Annotated in this window: 1 protein-coding gene (only partly in view); it reads right to left on the bottom strand. The window is 71.2% G+C overall.

What is annotated here, in order from left to right; genetic code table 11:
• Positions 1-20,309 carry the 5' portion of a Calx-beta domain-containing protein gene (locus tag AC0NZN_RS08200; protein ID WP_474591799.1) on the bottom strand. It extends 12,547 nt beyond the left edge of the window, so only the first 20,309 of its 32,856 coding nucleotides appear in the window; the start codon lies at positions 20,307-20,309; its stop codon lies beyond the left edge, outside the window.

Here is a 20,309-nt window from a genome sequence, read left to right as displayed (position 1 = left end):
ATCGCCGCGTTGTCGTCGGCGGCGAAGTAGTCGTTGCCGCCGAGGCCGAACACGCCCATGCGTCCGATGAGGCCGTTGTCGTAGTTGATGAGCTCCATGAGGCCGAGGTAGCCCGAGGTGGACGCGGCCTGCACGACGTCCTGGTGGGCGGTCACGACCGGGTGGAGGAGCGCGACGGATGCGTCGCGGTTGTACAGCGACGGACGGCTCGAGCTCTCGCCGGGCAGCGACGCCGCACCGCGCAGCAGGAACAGGTCGTCGGTGTTGTACGGCGTGCCGGAGGCGTCGACACCGTTGAGCGTGCCGTCGGCGCCGTAGATGTCGAGCGTGTCCTGGCCGTCGCCGGGCGCTCCGCTGTCGAGCACGTCGATGACGTAGCTCGTGCTGGCGCCCTGCGTGCCGTGCGTCCAGACGATGTAGTGGTCGGTGCCGCTTTGGCCGTCGAGCACGAGACGGGTGCCCGTCGGCATCGACTGGAGCTTGTAGACGACCATCGTGTCCTCGCCATCACCCGCTGGCGAGTACTGCTTCGCGACCGCCGGGGCCACGGAGCCGTAGACCCGCGTGATGCTGCCGAGGGATGTCTGGTCGAGCACGATGAGGTCGGCGTCCTCGTTGCCGAAGATGCGCGTGATGCCGGTGGACCCGGCGGTCACCGTGCCGCGGAGGATGATGACCGCTCCGTCGCCGGCTGCCTCCGCCGTGCCGTTGCCTGCGGCATTGGCCAGGCCCGTCGGGTCGCACACGGTGCCCGCGGTGTCGTGGCAGTCGCCGTGGATGTCGATGTTGCCCGTCAGGGCCGTGGGCAGGTTCGGGTCGGTCGCGCCCGTGCCCGCGTCGCCCGCCGCCGTGCTCGCGAGGATCTGCGTGCTCGGATCGGTGACGATGTCGTCGGCCGAGCGGAGCAGCACGTTGCCGTTCTCGGCCTGGATGAGCCCGTTCGGCACCGACTGGAGGTTCGCGGTGGACACACCGGCCGCGGCCTCGCGGACGAGGGTCGAGCCGCTGTGCAGCACGAGCAGGTCGTTGCCCTGCACGCCCGTCTCGGTGGTGGTGAGCCGGATGCTGCCCGCCCGCCCCGGCGTACCGCCGGGCAGCTGCTCGCCGGCGTGGGCGAGCACGACGTTCATGGGGCCGCTGACCTCGGTGAGGTCGATCGAGCCGTTGGCCTGCGCCGCGACGTGGCAGGTCGCGGTGACCGCACGCTCCGCGGCGGTGGCGTCGAGGTAGCCCGGGTCCTGGTACCCGAAGGTGAAGGTGCTCGAGCATCCGCTGCCCGCGGCCGAGTCGATCAGCAGGTCGGCGCTTCCGTCGGACTTGCCGATGCTCCCGCCGCCGGCGAGCAGGTCGATGTTGTCCGCGACGACGTTCGCCGCGGGGGCGAGGGTGCCGCTGCCGGAAGCGCCGAGGGTGATCGGGTTCGGGTTGGCGAAGCACGCAGCCGTCGTGCACCAGTAGCCCGCGGCGCCCGTGCCCGCCAGCGACGTCGCGAGCCGCACGCCGTTCGCCGTCACGATGGCGTAGTAGACGCCGCCGTTCACGAGACCCGGGATGACCGCTCCGCTGGTGCGGTACACGACCTGCATGCCCGTGACGAGCCAGCTCGGCGCGTTGGTCAGGTAGACGGTGCCGCCGACCGGGACCGGGGTGAGCGCGACCGGCGTGACGACCGGGTATGCGATCGAGCGGCCGTTCAGGATCGATCCGACGTCTGTCGTGAGGGTGACGTCCGCGCAGGCGATCGCGGCCGTGCCCCAGCAGGTCGTGACGGTGCCGACACGCAGGTCGCCGCTCGTCTCCGTGACGCGGATGACGCCGGGAGCCCGTGCATCGAGCACTCCGTTGCGAGCGGTCGATGAGTCGATCTCGAGGAAGTTCGTGTCGGAGCCGATCGTGCCCGTGCCGCTCAGGCCGGCGGTGAGGGTGATGTTCACCGCGGAGATCTCGGCGGTCGGCGTCGACTGCGACGTGCCGTTCACCGGCGGGATCGGCGTGCCGCGCGGAGCGTCGACGATCGAGTACGGCGCGAACAGCGTCACGTCGCTGTTGGTGGAGATGATCGTCCCGACGCGGAGGTCATGGTTCGGTCCGGCGGCGATCGAGCTCGTGGTGTAGGCCAGGAACGTCGTGGCATCGGGCGAGACGTCGGGGTCGATCACGAGGTGGTCGGCGGTGCCGGCGGTCACGCTCTCGGTCAGTGTGATGAAGCCGTTGGTGTCGACGCTGACGTTGCCGTTCTGGTGCACCTGCACGAGGCCGAGCACGTTGATGACGGTGTCGCTCGCGGTGTCCTCGGCGGCGCGGACCGCGATGCTCCCGTTCGCGGTCAGGGAGCCGGCATCCAGCTCGGTGAAGGAGTAGGTGCTCGCGACCGCGTGGGGGCTGGAGCCGAAGGCGCCCACCGAGAAGTTGCACGGGTACGTCGTGCCGGTGCAGAAGTAGTCCGGGTGGAAGAACTGGTAGTAGGTCGTTGACAGGCCCGTGTCCTTCTGGTCCTCGACGTACACGCCGGGCACGGCGCCCGTGCCGACGCCGTACAGCGTCGGGCGCAGCAGCACGTTCAGGTCGCCGCCCGCCACGAGATGGCCGATCGAGATCACGTACGGCAGGCCGGTGACCGCGGGATCGGCGATCGACGGGTCGCGCAGCCACGTGAGCAGGTCGAGGGATGCGTCGCGCGACGCGTAGACCTTCAACGAGAGATTGTGACCCGCGTACTGGATCATGTCGATCGGCAGCTGCGCGATGCTGCCCGCCGTGACATCCAGGTTCAGGATGTTGGTCACGATCAGCGTGCAGTGCGTTCCGGCCGCGCACGCATCGTTGCGCGCGGTGCCGGCCAGCAGGTCGCCGCCGCTGACGAGGACGTCGGTCTCGCCGATCGGGTTGGCGATCGTGCCGCCGAGCGTCACGTCCGCGACCGAGTCGATCACGACGAGGGTCGGCGTGACGTCCTGCGTGATCGCGAACAGCACCGAGATGCTCGAGTCGTTCGCCGTGGCCAGCGTCACACGCGGCTGGCTGGTCGACGAGATGACATCGATGTCCTGGACGGTCATCGCCTGCGACGACTCGTTCACGAGCGTCACCTGGCTGAAGTTCTGCTTGTAGTGGAACGTGCCCCACCAGTGGCCGCCGACGCACGCGTGTCCCGTCGAGCCGACGCACGCGCCGCCGGAGATCGCGCCGTGGTCGGCGGTCATGTAGATGTCGCCCATGGCGCCGTTGCGGATGTCGCCGACGGTGAAGGGAGCCGTGTAGTGCGTGCCGATGAGCGGGTTGGCGACGCCGTTGACGGTGACGTTCACCGCGTGGACGACATAGCCGTCCTTGTCCACGAGCAGATACGGGTCGGGCCCGGCGTTCACGACCACATCGGAGAACCACGAGATGTCACGCTTCTCGTCGTTGCTGTTGTTGATCGTCGCGGGATCCTCGGACTGCACGTACAGGACGAGCGCGCCGTCGCCGTTGGTCACCAGTGGCGAGGCCGGGGCGTTCGCCGACTCGTTGACGCCCGGCACCAGCCGCGCACCGGCGTAGATCGTGACGCCCTCGTGTCCGGCGACCATGTTGTGGGGGTGCACCTGGTCGTCGGCGTTCGAGTGCGACGGGCCGATGCAGTAGCAGGTCCCGTCCGTGGAGTCGTCGATGAACTCGTTGCCGTGCCACGCGCGCAGGTCGACGCCGTAGCGTCCCGTGATGGCCGCGGTGTCGGAGGAGGTGCCGTCGAGCAGCACGGTGTCGTTGCTCGACACGTGCACGGTTCCGTTGGCCGTCGCGCCGCCGAAGAGGGCGCCCATCGTGGCGTGCGAGCTGAGGTGCTGAGAGCCGGAGGAGGTCGCCTGCACGCGCACGGTGCCGCCGGTGACAGTGCCGCTCGCGCCGACGCCGGCCGCCGTGTTCTCGGTGATCTCCGTGTCGGCGTTGGACGTGTAGGCGCCGACGAGGCCGCCGCCCGAGCTGTGCGCGTGATCGCTCGACCCGGTCTTGCCGGACGCCTGGATCAGGACGTTGCCGCCTGCGGTGATCGACGCGGTGGAGCCGGCGATCTGCACGCCCGAGGTGTCGTCGCCGCTGATCGCCGAGGCCGGGGGCGTCCCCACGATCGCCATGTTGTCGACGCTCTGGGTCAGGGAGGAGTTCACGACGCCCACGGCGATCACGCCGCCCGAGCCGTTGTCGGTCGCGACCGAGTCGCTGGTCACGGCCGTGCTCGTGATCGAGACATCCGCGCCGGCGGTGATGCTGCCGGCGACCCATGCGCGCACGACCTGCGTGTCGGTGAGACCCGCCGTGGGCACGGTCACCGAGATCGCACCGCCACCACCGCCCGCGGCCGATGCCGAGGACGTGCCGTCCCCCGGCGGCGGGGCGAGCTCGCGCAGCGAGGTCCAGGGGCCGCCCACGGGGCTGTCCGGCGTGTACAGCGAGTAGTTGCCGGCGCTCGTCGTGCCGAAGTCGATCGCGAGGTCCTCCGACCCGCAGCTGGATGCGCAGGCCGTGAGCGCCACGCCGGCGGCGAAGAACTGGTGCTGCCAGAAGACGTCGGTCACCTGGGTCGTGCCGGCTCCGCCCGTCGAGGTGGCCGTTGTGCTGAGCGCGCGGGCGTGACCCGTGCCGTCATCGATGGTGAAGCCGGAGCCGTTGGCCGACAGCACGGTATAGGTGTACCCCGACGTCAGGCCGCCGATCGCCGCCGGCACGAGCTCGTGGATGCCGCCGGTCGGCGCGGTCAGCGTGATGGGCTTCACCGGGTCGGTCGTGCAGTTGTTGCCGTGCGAGTCGCAGTTGTAGGTGTGCGAGACGGTGTCGTACTCGTTGAGGGCGAGCTGGATGACGTAGGCGTTGACCCGGATGACGTAGTAGGTGTGCCCCTCCACGAGGCCGCCGACGGCGGAGCCACCCGAGTGGTGGTAGACGACGGCCTCGCCCGTGTACAGGTGGGAGTCGTTCTGGATCGGGGTGCCGTCCGCGTGCTGCCCGGTGACCTGTCCGATGACGATGTCGTTCTGCGACGTGTCCGACGTGTAGCAGTGGTCCTTGTCGGCGCATGTCGTGATGACGTTCACCGCGGACGCCGTGAACTGCATCGGCGCGGGAGCGAGGTAGGTGAGGCGGTCTCCTGCCGTGAACGTGTTCGAGACGTTCACCGTGTTGCCGCCCGTGACCGTGCCGCCCGCATTGAAGTCGAGCGTCGCGGAGGTGGGCGAGACCGCAGCGGTGAAGCTCGTGTAGAGCTCGATCGTGTAGGCGTCGATCACGCGGACGAAGTAGTCGGTGCCGCGTGCGAGTCCATCGATGGACCCGCTGCCCGGGATGCGCACCTTGTCTCCGGTGACGAAGTTGTGCGCCGTCGCGAAGCGGATCATCGCGCGGTTGGGGTCGACGCCCGAGATGCCGGTCATGTCGAGGGCGTCGACCTGGCCGGTGAGGAACGCGTCGCCGAACCGGATGTTGTCGCTGTCGACGTTGATCACCGTGTACACGCGGCCGGACGTCAGCCCGTTGATCGACGTGCCGAGGTACAGCACGCTGTCGCCCGTCTGCAGGCCGTGGCCGGGGAAGTAGAGGGTGTCGTTGCCGCTGGAGACGTTCGCCACGTTCACCGTCGTGCCGTTCGGGCCAGGGACGGTGTGCGAGCCGCTCGCCGAGTAGCTGTCGAGGAACTGGGTGCCGGAGGAGGCGCTGGTCTCCTCGGCATCCACCGTCGCAGACCCGAGGGCGTTGACCGAGACGCCGGCCGACAGATATGCCTTCACCGTCGGCTTCGTCGTGGCCGAGGCCGACGCCACGCCCACCTGAACGCCGCCGCCGCCGTAGCTCTTGGCGGTTGCATCGCCCTCGGCCGCGGTCGAGAGGGCCTTGACCGTCAGGTCGCCGGAGAGCCAGATGGGCGTCGGGCTGCCGGATGCGGCGGTGATGTCGGCGTAGACGAACGGCTCGACGTCGACGTCCGCCTCGGTGTACCCGACGGCGATCGCGCCGCCGGCGCCGGAGATGGAGGTGACGGTGGCGGTCGAGGTGTCCTGCGCCTTGACCTCGAGGGAGGCGGCGCGTGCCGTCGAACGGCCGATCTTCGCGCCCGCGGCGACGTACGCGCTGGTGGTGCCGCCGATCGTGCCATGGGCGACGAGGCCGACACCTGCGAGCAGGCCGCCGGCACCGCCCGTCGCCGTCGAGTTCACGACGTGGACCGCCGTGGTGTCCACCGACACCGCGGCCGCGCCGGTGATGTCCGTGTGCGAGCCGAGGTATGCGGTGAAGCTGCCCGCGGCCGTGGCCTGCGTGTTCGTTCCCGCGCCACCGGCGAAGCCGATGCTGACGACGACGTCGGTGGCCGTGGCGGTGTCGGAGCCGCCGGCGGTGACGCCGAGGCTCGCCGCCCGCGTGAGGCTGCCGTCGAAGGAGGCCGTGGCCCCGCCGTCGCTGATCGCCTCGGGGAACATGATCGAGATCGAGATGCCGCCGCCGGCGCCGCCCTTCGTCGTGGCGGTCGCTGCGTTGACGCTGTTCGCCGTGATCGAGACCGCACCCGCGGCAGCGATCGTGTAGGTCCCCCCGCCGACGCTCGCGGTCACGAGGGCGTCGCTGCCGATGTACGCGCGGGCCTTGGCACCCGAGCCGGCGAAGATGCCGACTGCGACGGGGGTGGTGGTGGCCGTGGCGGCGTTCGTGCCGTTCGCCGTGACGGTGAGGCTCGCACCGCCGGTGACGCTGCCCGCCAGAAGCACGGAGACCGATCCGTCGACATCGGCCTCGGGCAGTGCGACCCCGATGCCGACCGCGCCGCCGCTGCCGGCGTTCGAGTCCGCCGTCGCGGCGTTGTGCCCGGTGGCGGTGAAGATGATGGCGCCGGTGACGCCGATCGAGGAGTTCGATCCGGCGCCGGCGGAGACGACGGAGGCCGACGTGATCTTCGCGGTCGCCCCGGCGCCCGCACCGGAGAAGGTGCCGATGGATACGACATCCGTCGTCGCGCCGGCCCGGTTGTCGCCCGTCGACGAGACCGTCAGGCTGTCACCCGCGGAGATCGTTCCGTTGACCTCGGCATCGGTGCCGCCGGCGTTCTCGGCGTAGGCGAGCATCACGGCGACCGACCCGATCACGCCGCCGGAGCCGCCGTCCGCCTCGGCGGTCGCGTCGTTGTGACCGGCGGTGAACGTCCCGTTGCCGTCGATCGTGCCCTGCTGGGCTGCCACGGTGATCGCGCCCGCGACGGTGACCGCGGCATCCGGTCCGATGCTGGCCGTGATGTCCGCGCCGGATCCGATGTACGCCTCGGCCGATGCGCCCGCGCCCCCGGCGAGCGAGACGGACACGACGATGGCCTTGGCGGTCGCGGTGTTCTCACCGGTCGCCTGGACGGTCAGCGAGGAGGCGTGGGTTCCGGATGCGGGGAGCGAGCCGTCGTAGAGCGCTGTGACCGCGCCGTCGACGTGGGCGATCGGCACCATGACGGCGACGGCGATGGTGCCGCCTGTCCCTCCGGGCGCTTCGGCATCCGCCGAGTTGACGGCCGTCGCGGTGACGGCGACCGCGCCGTTCGTGTTCACCGCGCCGGCGGTCACCTGGGCGATCGTGCTGCGGCCCGATCCGGCGTACGCGACCGTGATGCCCACGGCGGCCAAGCCGCCGATCGCCACGTTCACGGTGCTCACGGTGGCGGTGTGCGTTCCGGTGGCGCGGACGGTCAGCCCGCCGCTGCCGAGCGATCCGGAGACCGCCGCAGAGGCCTGCGTCTTTCCGGAGAGGATGGCCACGCCCACGGCGGCTCCGACGCCGAGACCGACGCCGCCTTGCACCGAGTAGACCTGCACGTCGACCGGCATGGTGTCGTCCGCGCTGACGGTCAGCCCGCTGACGTCGCTCGTGCTCGAGACGCAGCCGCACGTTCCGAGGGTCGTCGGGTTGCCGACCGTCGCGGTGGTGTCGCCGCTGACGACCACGACGCCGACCGATGCGCCGATGGCGCCGCCCGCGATGCCGACGTTGATCTGCAGCGCCTCGTACGAGCGGCCCGAGTGCGCGGTGACGGATGCGCCGCCCCCCGCCTTCACGAACGCGGCGCCGGCGTCGACGTGTGCGTTCTGGCTCGAGCTGTCGGTGATGACGACGACGAGAGCACCGAGGGTCACGGCCCCCACGGCGGCGGCGATGCCGATGCCGAGGGTCGAGGCATCCATCCCCGCGCTGACGGTGATCTTGCCGCCCGCGGAGAGGCTGGCGTACTGGCCGACGCCGGCGTCGGTGGGCGACTGGACGTTCAGGACCAGGATGCTGGCCCCCACCGCCCCGAGACCGCCCGAGAGCGTTCCGGCGACCGCGGTGATCGATGCCGCATCGTGCGCCACGACGAGGATGTCGCCGCCCGCGACGACCGTGCCGCCGATGTAGGCGGAGGTGCCTGCGGGAACCGCGGTCGATCCGAGGGTGCCGGCGACGGAGCCGTCGGCGGGGGTCGCGTCGGCGAGCCCCGCCTGCGCGGCGGTCGTGCCCGTGGACTGGTAGCCGTTCAGGACGCGGGCGCTCGCATCCACCTGGCCCCAGTGGCAGGTCGATGCCGTCGGGTCGGTGCAGGTGAGAGTCGGGTCCTCGCCGATCGTGTCCTTCTTCGCGACCCAGTAGGTGCCGTCGGAGGCCTGGACCAGATCGTTGGCGTGGTACTGCGTGCCGCCCGACCAGGCGCCGCGGTCGACGATGTGGCTGCCGTCGAGGGCGCTGCCGTACTGGCCCGACGAGGCGACGTTGTCGGTCTGCCCCGCGGTGTCGCCGCCGCCGGAGCGCAGCGCGTCCTGCGACTGCTGCACGACCCAGTGGGCGGTGTCCGTCGAGGGGTCGGATGCCGAGGGGCCGACGTTCGCGATGGCGGCGTAGCGGTAGTCGCCTACGTCGACCATGTCGCCGCGCGCGTAGGTCGCGCTCGCGCTCCAGGCTCCGCGGTAGGCACCGAGTCCGCTGACCACGACCCAGTTGGCGCTGCTGCCCGGTGCGGTGCCCTGTGTGACGTTGTCCTTCAGGCTCCAGCGGAGGTTGTTGAAGGTGACCTGGTCGCCCACCTGGTACTGGGTGGCAGCCGAGTAGGCCCCGCGATCGGGACCGGAGGCACCGGAGTACATCGCCGACGGCGCCGTCCCGAGGGTCCACACCGCGACCGAGACGGCGATGCCGACCCCGCCCGCCCCGACGCTGATCGCGAAGACCATCACGTGCTGGCGCGAGAGTGCGACGACCTTGACGTCGCCCTTGGCGTTCACGGTCGCGTGGTCGCCGATGCCTGCGGTGACCGTGGCGTTCGCGACGCCGACGTCCACGCCGCCCGCGGCGCCGACGATGCCGCCGCCGATGGCGCCCGCGATCGTCAGCGCCTCGAAGTCGTCGGTCGCTGCGACCGTGACGGACTGCGTCGCGTTCGCGCCGGTGACGGCGTTGAGGGTGGAGTTCGCGCCCACCGTCGCCGTCGTGGTCGTGGTGAACAGGCGCACCCCGACCGCGCCCGCGATGCCGGCGATCGCGCCGCCGAGCGCAGCGGCGAGGCCGAACACGCTCTCGGTGGAGGTCGACTGCACGACGATGCCGTGGAACGCGCCCGTGGTGCCGAATCCGGAGTCGGTCGTCGTGCCGTCGTCGATGGGCGTCGGCACGGCCGCGCCCTTCGCGAGGGCGTCGGCGGTGTTGGACGTGCCGAGGTAGGCCTCGGTGTCCTTGGTGATGATCGCGATGCCGACGGATGCGCCGACCGCGGCGTAGAAACCGCCGGAGACCGCCGCCGCAACCGAGATCAGGCTCGTGAGGTCGGATGCCGCGACGAACAGGTTGTTGTACGCGTAGAGGGTGACGTGGTCGGCGGTGCCGGCGTGCGTCGTGTCGTGCAGCACAGTGACGTCCGCCACGGCGGCGACGCCGACCTCTCCGCCCGCCCCGCCTGCGGCGACCGAGACGACGTTGTCGGTGGTGTTGGCCGCGATCGTGAGGTCGCCGCTGTTCGCGTACAGCTTGCTGCTGCTGCCGACGGTCGCCTCGGTGTCGAGGGTGACGAAGCGCAGGGTGACCGCGGCGGCGACGGCGGCGGTGCCGCTCGCCGCGACGCTCGCGTCGATGCCGAGCTGGTGGAAGGCCTCGCCGGCGACGAGGCCGAGGTCGGCGGCCGACGTGATCGTCGTGCTCGAGCCGACGGTTGCGGTGACGGTGGAGCTCAGGACGCCCGCGGTGCCGGTGATGCCGATGGCCACGGTGCCGGCGACGGAGGCGGAGACGCCGATCGCGGAGACGTCGTCGACGCTCGTCGCCGTGATCGCGATGCCCCGGAAGGAGGAGGTGGAGGCGGAGGTGCTCGCCGGGTTCTGCGCCGAGGCGGGGCCGGACGGCCGCTCGCCCTGGAGGACGATGCTGTGCGAGGCGCCGGTCGCACCGCTCGTGAGGTCGATCGCGGTGCCGGCGGTCGCGGCGGTCTTCGTCAGGGCCAGCTTGATCTGCTGGGTTCCCGTGTAGGGGCCCGGGCCGACGAGGATGACGTAGTAGACCTGGCCGTCGACGAGACCGCCGATCGGAGTTCCGCCGCCGGAGCTGTAGACCACGGCGTCGCCGGTGGCGAACGTGGTCTTGTACGGGAGGGTGATGACGTTGCCGGCGACGTTGACGTCCGAGGCGGGGGTGAAGCGGGGGGACGAGTCCTGCGGGACGCCGGGCTGGTCGGTGGGGACGAGTCGCTGCGACTCGCCGTAGGCGGTGGTGCTGTCGAGGGTTCCGAGGGTGACGATTCCGGTGCCCGGGGGCGGGTTCGGCGCCGTCAGCAGCTGGATGCAGATGGATGCGACGCTGCATCCACTCGTCACGAAGTGGACGTAGTACGCCTGCCCCTGGGTGAGGCCGGGGATCGAGGCGCCGCCGCCGTTGTCGTAGAGCACCCGGCCGCCCTCGTGATAGGACGAGCCGAGAGCCTCGGGCAGGACGATCAGGTTGCCGCCGGGAAGGCTCCCCCCGCGGCGCGGGTCGAAGCGCAGGTCGGGCGCGTTGCTCAGGAAGCCGCCGTTGTTCACCGTCGTCGCTGCTCCCAGGCAGTTCGCGGTGAGCGTGTCGTGGTCGCCCACGGCGGCCTGCACGTGCTTGGTGACGACGGGCACCGCGACCGCTGCGCCGATGGATGCCGTTCCGCTGACGGCGATGTTGCCTGCGATGACGAACAGGTGCAGTCCGTCGTTCGCCGCGATCACGATGTTGTTGCCGGCCGTCACGGTGGCGTACGCGCCGACCGTGGCCTTGGTGGTCACGCTGATGACCGAGACGCCGGCGTTGAGGGCGATCGCGACGTCGCCGCCCACCGAGCCGCCGGCCGAGATCGACGTGATGTCCTCGGACGAGTCGGCGGTGACCTTCACATCTCCGTTCGTCGCGATGAGCTTCGTCGGCTTGGCCTGCGTCGAGGCGACGGTCGCCTCGGTGTCCTTGTTGATGACCTCGGTGTCGACGCCGACGCCGACGCCCGCGGTGCCGCCGATGGCGACCGACCCCGCGACGCCCAGGATCGTGGTGTGGTCTGATGCGGTGATCGACGCGTCCTGGCTGCCCGTCACCGTCGCACCGGCACCGACCGATGCGGTCGTGCTGTCGGTGAAGACGTCCACGACGACCGAACCGGCGATGCCGGCATCGCCGCCCGCCGCCCCGCCGAAGGAGACGAGCTTGAGGTCGCCGACCTGGTGCGCGTCCACGGTGACCGAGCCGCTCGTCGCGGTCGCGGTCGCTCCGGTGCCGATGGATGCCTGCACGGTGCTGTTGCGCACGAGCACGACCACCGAGACGCCGACACCGGCGGTGCCGCCGACGGCCACGCTGCCCGCGTAGAGGCCGATCGGGTCGACGGCGGAGTTGCCGGTCGCGCGGACCGTCAGCGCTCCGCCGCTCACGAGGCTGCTGCCGTCGCCGATCGAGGCGTACGCGCCGGTGCCGCCGCCCTGGTTGACGATGAAGACGAGGAACGAGCCCGCTGCGCCGACCTCATTGCCCGCGCCGGCGGAGGCCGCGACCGCGAGCACCGGGTCGGTCATCCCGGCGCTGATGGTCGCCGCGTCGCCGGCGCTGGCGGTGACGCTCCTGCCGAGGTACGCGGTCACCGTCTGGTCGGTGACGCTGACCACAACCGCCGCACCCACGCCGGCGTCGCCGCTCGTCGCGCCGAGTCCGCCGGTGATGTCGGTCTGCGAGATGTCGTCGCTCGCCGCCACGTCGAGCGTCTGCCCGGCTGCGCCCGCTGCGCCCTCGCCCTGGTTGATGAGGGCGCCGTCGCCGATGTGGGCGTCGGTGGTGCGCAGCCACACGTCGACGATGAACGAGCCGGAGATCGCCGCATCCCCGGTGCCTGCCGCCCCCGACACCGCGAGGGAGGTCACGCTCGGCGCGAGCACCGTGGTGCCGGCGTCGGGCACGGGGACGAGCGCGACGCCGGGGATGGTGCTGAGGTTCGTGAGCAGCATGGAGGCGAGCAGCGACGCATCGATGCCGAGCGGCGTCAGGTCGGAGGTCGCGCTCACCATGAGGGCCCCGCTGGCGTCGAGGCTCGTCGGGTCCGCCGTGGTCGAGTCGATGCGCGCGACCGTCGTGATCGGCGTCAGAACGTTCACCGCGATCGCAGCGCCGACGGCGACGCCGCCCTGCGAGAGCGCGCCGGCGAGCGCGAGGTTCTGCAGGCCCATCGGGTCGGCGGCGACGACGGCGATGTCTCCGTTCGTCGCGGTGAGGGCGCTCCCCGCCCCGACGGACGCGGTGACCGTGTACGAGATGACGTTGAGACCGATGGATGCCGACACCTGCGGGTCGGACTTGCCGCCCGCGGCCGCGAAGCCCCAGGCGATCGCCGTGTTCTGCTCGTGCTGGCCCTGGTCGTCGAGCGGCGTCCCCGCGGACACGTCGACCGACTTCGCGCGCACCTCCACGCCGGTGCCCAGGCTCGCCGTGTCGACGACGTTCGCGTAGTTGAAGCCGACCGCCGCGCCGATGTTCGTCTTGGCCTCGGTCGAGATGGCGATGCCCATGGCGCGGGCGGCGACCGTGGTGAGCACGGGTGCCGTGACGGCGACCTCGCCCTCGGCGTCGATGTGGACGTCGTCCGCCACCGTCGCGGTCGTCTGCGCCTGCAGCCACACGACCGCGATCGCGGCAGCGACCCCGACCCCGCCGCCCGACTTGCCCGCCTTCTCGCCGGCCTTGTCGTTGCCCTGCTTGGCGGCGTCGTCGGCCTTCGGAACGCTGTCGGCGCCCTTGCCGCCGGCGTTCGGGTCTTTGGAGACCGAGTCGGACGCCGTCTGGTCGGCCGTCTTGCCCTCTTCGTCGAGCGCCTTCGACCCGACCGCGCTGGCGTCGGCGATGGCCTGCGCATCCAGCGTCGATGCTGCGCTGACCGTGACCGCGTCGGCCGTGACGTCGCGCGCGAGCCGCGCGGTGGTGGTGAAGCCGATGATGATCGGCAGCGCGACCGCGGCCCCGATGCCCACGCTGTCGGCGATGACGTTGGCGTTCGCTCCCGTGGCCGAGGCGTCGACCGAGTGGGTGACGCTCACCGAGACCTCGCCCGTGACGACGACTCGGCTCGGCGCCGAGCCGAGGATGGCGGATGCGGTGTCGCCCGTGTCGACGACGAGCGCGACCGCCGGGCTGACGGCGTTGCCGCCCTTGGTCCCCGCCTCCACGAGGGTCGTGATGACGCGCTCCGAACCCGCCTCGACGACGACCGACTCGCCGGCGGTCACCGGTACGCCGTCGGCGATCTCGGCGAGGGTCGTGGTCGGGGTGAGCACCTGGATGGCGACGGATGCGCCCACTCCGGTCTTCGCGCCGGCACCGTTGTCGCCCGTGATCGGGTCGGACAGATCGCAGGGCAGACCGAGGAACTTCGCGCAGGTCCGGAATCCGGCGCGTGCCGATGCCTCGGCCGTCGCGTCCTGGGCGAACTCGGCGATCACTCGCACGCTGCCGTCGCCGGCATCCACGCTCGCCCCGGTGGGGACGGTCGCTTCGGTGTCGGCGGAGACGATGTTGATCGCCAGGGCGCCGGCGATGCCGAGCTTGTCGGCGTTGCTCTGGCCGGCCTTCGCGATCGCCTCGACGGTGTGGATGGTGTCGGGCGCTCCCCCGGTCTCGCTCTCGACCTCGGCCATCGTGGCCTCGACGTCGAGTCCCTTGGACGTGATCGACGATGCGCCTGTGGTGGCGATGTTCACGATCGTGACGTCGTTGACGGCGACGCCGGCGCCGATGCCGTCCGTGACCGCCGCGGCGGTCTGGCCGTTGCCCTCGGCCGTGACGTCGGTGTTCGCGCTGCTCTTGACGGCGACCTCTCCGTTCGTGCTCTCGATCGTCAGTCCGCCGGCGAGCCACGCCTTCGAGGTCGTCTGCACGATGTTGATCGAGAGTGCTCCGGTAATCGAGATGGACGTGCCGTCGCTGTCGCCGGCCTTCGGCGTCTCGCTCTTCGCGCCGGGCTTGCCGTTCAGCGCGGTCGACATGAGGTTGCCCGAGCCCAGGATGTGATCGGCCATCTCGTTCATGCCGTCGGTGGAGGTCGTCGTGGCGCCGGGGGCGGCGGCATCCGTCGCGGTCTCCGTCGCGGATGTGCCGGTCGCGACCACCTCGACGGCGCCCTCGGCAGAGAGGTCGCGCGAGAGGCTCGCCTCGACGTCGTTCGAGATGACGGCGATCGCGATCGCCAGCGCGATGCCGGTCTTCTCGCCGTCGACGTCGCCACTGCCCTCACTCGCGGCCTTCGCGTGCTGCGTGGCCTCGAGCTTCGCGGCGCCGGAGAGCTCGAGCGCGGCCCCCGTGCCGACGGATGCAGTGGTCGAGAGGTTCACGATCACCAGTGCGACAGAGGGCGAGAGCGCGGTGCTGCCCGCGGCGCCGCTCACTGCCTTGGTGTCGGCGCCATTGCCGCTCTCGGCGACGATCTCGAGGTTGTGGCCGCCCGTGACCGAGACTCCGTTGCCGATGCCGGCGGCCGTGGTCACGTTGTCGATGGTGAGGGCGAAGGATGCGCCGATGCCCATCTTCGGCGGCTCGTCACTGCCGGGGCTGCAGATCGAGCCCGGGTCCAGCGTCTTCGCCACCAGGTAGTGGGCGTCGCCCGTCGCGACGGTGGGGTCGAGCTCGATGGCCTTGCCCGCGAAGGCGCCGACGCAGGTCGAGGCGAGCTGGTAGTAGCCGGGCTTCACCGAGATCACGTAGTAGATGCGGTTGTCCACGAGCGTCGTCGGGCAGATGCCGCTCAGGCACAGCGGGTCGTGCGCGATGCCGATGGGGTCCTTGCCGCCGGTGTGGTAGACGACGGCCTGCCCGGTCTGGAGGTTCCCGTCGGTGAGCTCGTACGCCAGCACGATGGTGGTCAGCGGTGCGCCGGCGGCGCTGCCCGGCTTCGCGATGATCACGCCCTCGCTGTGAGGGTCGAAGGCGTCCCGGAACGGCACCGCGCTGGTGGCGGCATCCGTGTCGTTCTTCGCCGTCAGCGTGATGTCGCCGGTGCCCGCGTCGACCGTGGTGGCGCCGGCCAGCAGGCGGGCGCTCGTGGTGCTCGAGACGATGATGTTGACCGCGACGGACCCGTTGATCGTGGCCGACGATCCGCCGGAGGATGCCGAGACCGCCTCGGCGCCGGCGGTGTTGACGCAGTCGACGCCCTCCGCCTCGCAGTCCTCTCCGCCGACCGGTGTCATCGTCGCCGAGAGGGTCAGGCCCTCCGCCGTGATGTGGGCGCCGCCCGCGACATCCGCCGTGTTCGTGATCGTGATCGCGTTGACCGCGACGCCGGCGCCGATGACGGCCGTCGCCTGCTTCGGCCCGGCCTCGCCGTCGTCGTAGGCGGTGACGTCGGTGTTGCCGCTCGAGGCGAGAGTGAGAGAGCCTCCCGTGACGGTGATCGTCAGGCCTGTCGGCAGGCTCGTGTCGCTCACAGAGGTCACCATGTTGAACGACACGGCGGCCGCGATGTTGACGGGGGCCGCGGTGCCGTCGGCACCGGGGGCCTTGGCATCCGGTGTCGTGGAGTCCTTGCCGCCCTTGGCGCCGTTGCCGCCCGCGAGCGTCGACCCCATGCCGAGCAGGTTGTCGCCGGCGCTCTTCACCGATCCGAGCGGCGAGGTGTTGCTGTCCGGTGCACCTGCGGTGCCGGCCCACGTGTTGGCGTCCGTCGCGGATGTGCCGATCGCCGTGAACGCGACATCTGCACCGGCCGTCAGGCTGCGTGCGGTCGTCGCGTGCACCTCGTGGTCGACGTCGTTGACGACCACCGAGATGCCGATTCCCGCATTGCCCGTCGTGTCGCCGCTCGCGCCGCTGCCGACATCTGCGCTCTGAGTCGCGGTTGCGGTGATGCGGCCCGCGGTGGTCATCAGCGCGCCGGTGCCGATCGTGGCGTTCGTCGAGACGTTCGAGATCGCCACGGACACGACCGGGGTGAGCGCGAAGTCCGTACCCGTGGAGCCGGCCTTCGACTCCAGGGTCATCGAGTTCTCGGTGCTCGCCGCCAGGTCGAGGCTTCCCGCACCCGACAGCGCGGCGCCGTTGCCGACGGTGGCGGAGCCGGTGTCGTTCATGACGGTGATCGACACCCCCGCACCGAAGCCCATCGGGTCGATCGGCGTCTGCAGCAGCTGGAGGAAGTGCCAGTCGCCTGCGGCCACGGTGCCGTCGAGAGGAAGCACCTCGCCCGCCGTCCAGGTCGGCAGCAGCAGGCTGCCGGAGATCAGCTGCACGGTGACGTGTCCGGCGGCGTCGGGAAGGCACGGCGTGCCGAGCGGTCCTCCGCAGTACAGGTAGTAGGTGCCGAGCGAGACCAGGCCGCCGATGGAGGTGCCGCCTCCGTTGTTGTAGACGACCTTGTCGCCGGTCATCGCAGGCAGGCCGCCGAGCGATCCGTTGGAGTGCAGCAGCGGGAGCGAGAGCGTGATCGCGTTGTTCGCGACCGCGGCGCCGGTGAAGTAGTTGCCGACGGGGACGGCCTTGGTCGTCGACTCGGTGACGTGCGTGCTCTCGAGGCTGACATCGGCGCCGTTGACCGTGAGGCCGGCAGAGGGGTCGATGGATGCCGAGTGCACGATGGTCGGGATGTTCATGGCGAACGATCCCTGGAAGCTGCCGAGCGTGGAGGGCGGCCCGATGAGGAGGATGTTCGCCGCCGTGCCGGCGCCCGCCTCGGCCTTGGTGTCGAAGGTCTCGGTCGACTCCGGCGCCTCGATCTTCACCCCGCGGGCGGTGAGGGCGACCGTGCCGCCCACGTGTGCAGAGGTCGTCACCTTCGCGATGTCGATGGCGACGGCGACGCCGACGCCGGTGGCGGTGCGGAGCACGGAGTGGGCGTCCGCGGTCGTCGGCGCCGTGGTGTCGCCGGCCGCGTGGATGGTCACATCACCCGTGCCGACGTCGAGTCCGAACGAGCCGCCGATCGGCGAGAGGTAGGCCTCGGTGTTCGTCGTGAGCTTCGTGACCGCGAGGGCGCCTGCGGCGTCGAGCGGGCTCAGCGCGGTGATCGCTCCGCCGAGGAACTGCGACGGGGTGATCTGGTTGCCGTTCTGATCGGTGTCAGCGGTCGCTCCGCCGTCGCTCGCCGCGGCCGTCGTCGTGACCGTGTTGCCCGTGTCGGCGTTGATGCTCAGGCTCTTCGCGGTGTTGCCGGTCGAATGCGCGTCGATGTACGCCTGCGTCGTCTCGTTCAGGGTTGCGAGAGCCACGCCCGCGCCGACACCGGCGAGCAGTGCGTTACCGGAGGTCGTCAGGTTCGTGCCCGCGGTGCTCGCGTTGATCGACACGTCGCCCGTCGCGGTGAAGGACGTGGTGCCCGTGAGGTAGGCCTTCGCGGTGGTGGTGACATCCACCTTCGAGAAAGCCCCGTCGACGGCCGGCGTCCCCGAGACCCCCGCCGCCACCGCGCTGGCGTTCACCGTCGAGGTGGCTGTGATGGTCACATCGCCGGACGAGGTGATCGTCGCGTTGCTGACGGCGACGACGGCGCTCGAGTTCACCGAGACGACGTTGACCGGGAGCGAGGACGTCGGCGATGACGTCGAGGTGGCGGCCAGCGTGACGTTCCCGCCGATGAGGGTCGCCCCGCTGATCGTGATCGAGGTCGTGGGTGTCGCGCTCGTGCTGTCGTCGGAGGCGACCGCCTCGAAGTCGATCGCCGCGGCCCCGGTGTTCACCGTCACACCGCTGACCGTGATGGATTCGGCCTTGATGTCGAATTCCATGCCGGTGACGGTCACGTTGCTGCTGAAGCTCACCGTGTCCAGTCCGGCGCCGCCGTCGAGGACGATCTTCGTCCCCGGGGTGACGTCGAACGAGACGGACTCCATCGTCGGCGCGCTCACGGTGACCGTGCTGCCGCTCTGGCTGACGGTGATGGCGTCGTTGCCGGACGTGCCGGTGATGTTGATCACGGAGCCGACGCTCGTCAGCGTGATCGGGGCGAGCCCGTCGTAGCGGATCGAGACGCCGTCGAGGATGACGGTTCCCGAGTGCCGGTCGACCGCGAGATCGGCGAACGTCTGTCCGCCGGCGACGACCAACGTGCCGAGGCCGCCGCCGTCCAGGGAGGTCACTGTACCGCCCTTGCGGACCGTGAAGGTCTCGCTCGTTCCGGTCGCGCCGACGAGGTGAGCGAAGCCGGTGTAGGCGACGCCGTTGACCGTGCCGCTGTTCGCGCCGGTCAGCGTCCACGCCGTGGCGCCGTTCGGCCCGGCGAGGGTGCCGCCCGCGCTCCGCACGCTCACGACCAGGGGTGAGCCGGCGAGCGACGCGTCCAGAGTCAGGGAGTCGGAGGCGCTGCCGCCGACGACCGCCGCCGCCGTCAGCCCCGAGACGGCGATGCCGTCCACGGCGCCCGCGGCGGTGATGATCTGCAGCTGGGCGGTGGTCGCGTCGTAGCGGAGGGTAGCCGTGATGGCGCCGGATGCCGTGTAGGTCGCGGTCGTGCCGGAGACAGACCAGGCGGTGGCGGGTGCCGGCGTCGAGGTGGATGCCGCGTCGCTCGGTGCTGTCGGGGCCGGAGCGGTCGGTGCGGTCGGCGTCGGGTCCGTCGTCGCGGGCGCCGTCGGCGCGGCGGGAGCCGTGGCCGGGTCCGTGGGCGCGGGTGCCGGGTCGGTGGTCGTGGTCGGCGCCGGGGCTGCCGCGGTGTCCGCCGTCGGCGTCGGGGCCGGCGCATCCGTCGTGGGCGCAGCGGTGGACGCGGGTGCCGGATCGGGCGCGGGTACCGGAGCCGGAGCCGGAATGAGCGAGCCGTCGACCGGGGAGGTCTGGCCGGCCGCGAGCGTCGGCGACATCACCGTGCCGGCGGTGTGGTCGAGTCCGAGCACGTGTCCGAGTTCGTGGCGGACGGCGGTCAGGAGGTCGAGGTGCTGCGTCGGGCTGTCCGACGGGTAGTCGACCGACCAGCCCCAGCCGCCGGCATCCGCGTCGATGACGATCGTCGCTCCGCTCTCGGAGCCGATCTGCGGAGCCGCCAGCGTGCCCACCGACGCCGAGACGGTCGAGAAGTCCGCCGACGGGTCGACGCCGCGCCACTCCTGCTCCGCCTGTGCCAGGGCCGCCGCGAGCTGCGCGGCGGTCAGTTCGTTGCCCTGAGCGACCGGTGTCGCGGGAGCGGACGCCTCGTCGAGCGGGTTCACCGTCGTGCCCGTGCCCGGGTCCGTTGTGCCCGTGCCGGGGTCCGCCGTGCCGGTGCTCGGAGTCGTGGATCCCGTGCCGGGGTCGGTCGTTCCGGTGCTCGGAGTGGTCGAACCCGTGCCCGTTCCGGAGCCGCTTCCCGTCCCCGTCCCCGTGCCCGTGCCCGTCCCCGTGCCGGTGCCGGAGGACGGCGTGCCGATCGTGACCGTCTGGCCTGTCGATCCGGAGGTCGTGGTCGTGGTGGAGCCGTTGCTCGTGGTGGTGGTCGTCGTCGTACCGCCGGTCGTGGTGGTGACGGGGCACGAGACCGACTTGGCGTTGATGACCACGCCGGCGCCGAAGTTGCAGTTGTTGGAGCTTGCGCTCGGGGATGGTGCCGGCGCGGGCGGCGGGGGAACGACGATCACCGGCACGGGCGACGTGATGCGGATCTTCCTCGCGCCGGGAACCGTCGCGACCGGTTGCTGGATGGTCACGACCTTGGGCCGCGCGACCGGTGCGGCCGAACGCGTCACGGTCTGGAACAGCGGAGCGAACGGATTGCCCGTCAGCGTGTACCGGGGTGCGCTCGGGGCGGCTGCGGTCCGCGTGGCCGCCTCAGCCGGCGCCATGGAGCCGCCGACCATCGCCACGGCCATGACGGCCGCGACCATCAGGTTGGGCAC

The sequence above is a fragment of the Microbacterium sp. sgz311019 genome, assembly GCF_056135325.1.
Note: the sequence above shows the minus strand (reverse complement) of the source record. Positions and strands in the feature narration are given on the sequence as shown.